The sequence below is a fragment of the Enterovirga sp. genome (assembly GCF_035325185.1).
In the GTDB taxonomy this organism is placed as follows: domain Bacteria; phylum Pseudomonadota; class Alphaproteobacteria; order Rhizobiales; family Beijerinckiaceae; genus Enterovirga.
Window position 1 is genome coordinate 1 of the sequence record NZ_DAOLAJ010000082.1, and the last position, 1,063, is coordinate 1,063.

1 protein-coding gene is annotated in these 1,063 nt (G+C 70.8%); it reads left to right on the forward strand.

Going from position 1 to position 1,063, the window contains the following annotated elements; genetic code table 11:
• Window positions 1-1,063: AAA family ATPase (locus tag PKD06_RS14525; protein ID WP_324381301.1), on the forward strand; the 1,063-nt coding region annotated here is incomplete at both ends.

Here is a 1,063-nt window from a genome sequence, read left to right on the forward strand (position 1 = left end):
ACCTGCACGTCGTCTTCGGACCGAACGAGGCCGGGAAATCGACCGCCTTCGCGGCCTTCCTCGACCTCGTCTTCGGAATCGGCGCGCAGAGCCCCTTCGATTTCCTCCATCCCTATTCGACCATGCGGATCGGCGGGGCGCTGGAATTCGAGGACGGGATTCGCGAATTCGCGCGCATCAAGCGGGCGCAGAACAGCCTCCTCGATGCCGAGGACCGTCCGGTCCCGGAGGGCGCCATCCGGGGCGATCTCGGCGGCATCGAGCGCGACGCCTATCGCACCATGTTCTCGCTCGACGACGAGACGCTGGAGAAGGGCGGCGAGAGCATCCTCGCGAGCCGCGGCGATCTCGGGCAATTGCTGTTCTCGGCGAGTGCGGGCCTCGCCCATCTCAGCCGCAGGCTCGTCGATCTCAGGAGCGAGGCGGACGGCTTCTACAGGTATCGCGCCCGCAGCGGCGCCCTCGCCGATCTCAAGGAGCGGCTGCGGGAGCTGAAGGAGGAGCGGGAGACATTCGACACGCTGGCCTCGGACCATGCGCGGCTCGTCGAGACGCGGGACCGGTCCCGGGCCTCCTATGACGAGGCTCTCGCCGAGCGCACGGCGCATCAGGGGCGGATCGACGAGATCGGGCGCCATCTCGCCGCCCTGCCGCGCCTCGCGGCTTTGCGGGACCTGCGCGAGCGGCTGGCTCCCCTGGCGGAGGTGCCCGACGCGCCCCCTGGCTCGGCGGAGGAATTGCGGGATCTGCAAAGGGAGGAGATCGAGATCGGCGTCCAGGCGGCTGCGGCCGCCGGGGAGATCGCGCGCTACGAGGATGAGGCCGCCGGGATCGTCGTGGACGAGGCGGCTTTCCGGCTTGCCGGGCGGGCGGAGCGGATGGCGGAGCTTCGCGCGCGCCATGTGACGGCGGAGAAGGACCTGCCCGAAAGGCGGCTGCAACTGCGCGATCTCGACCGCGCGATCGCGGCGATCCTGCGGCGGATCGGCCGGGAGGGCGAGCCGGAGCCGCGCCGCCTCGTGCTGACGGCGGCGACGGTCGGCCGCCTGCGCAAGCTGATCGA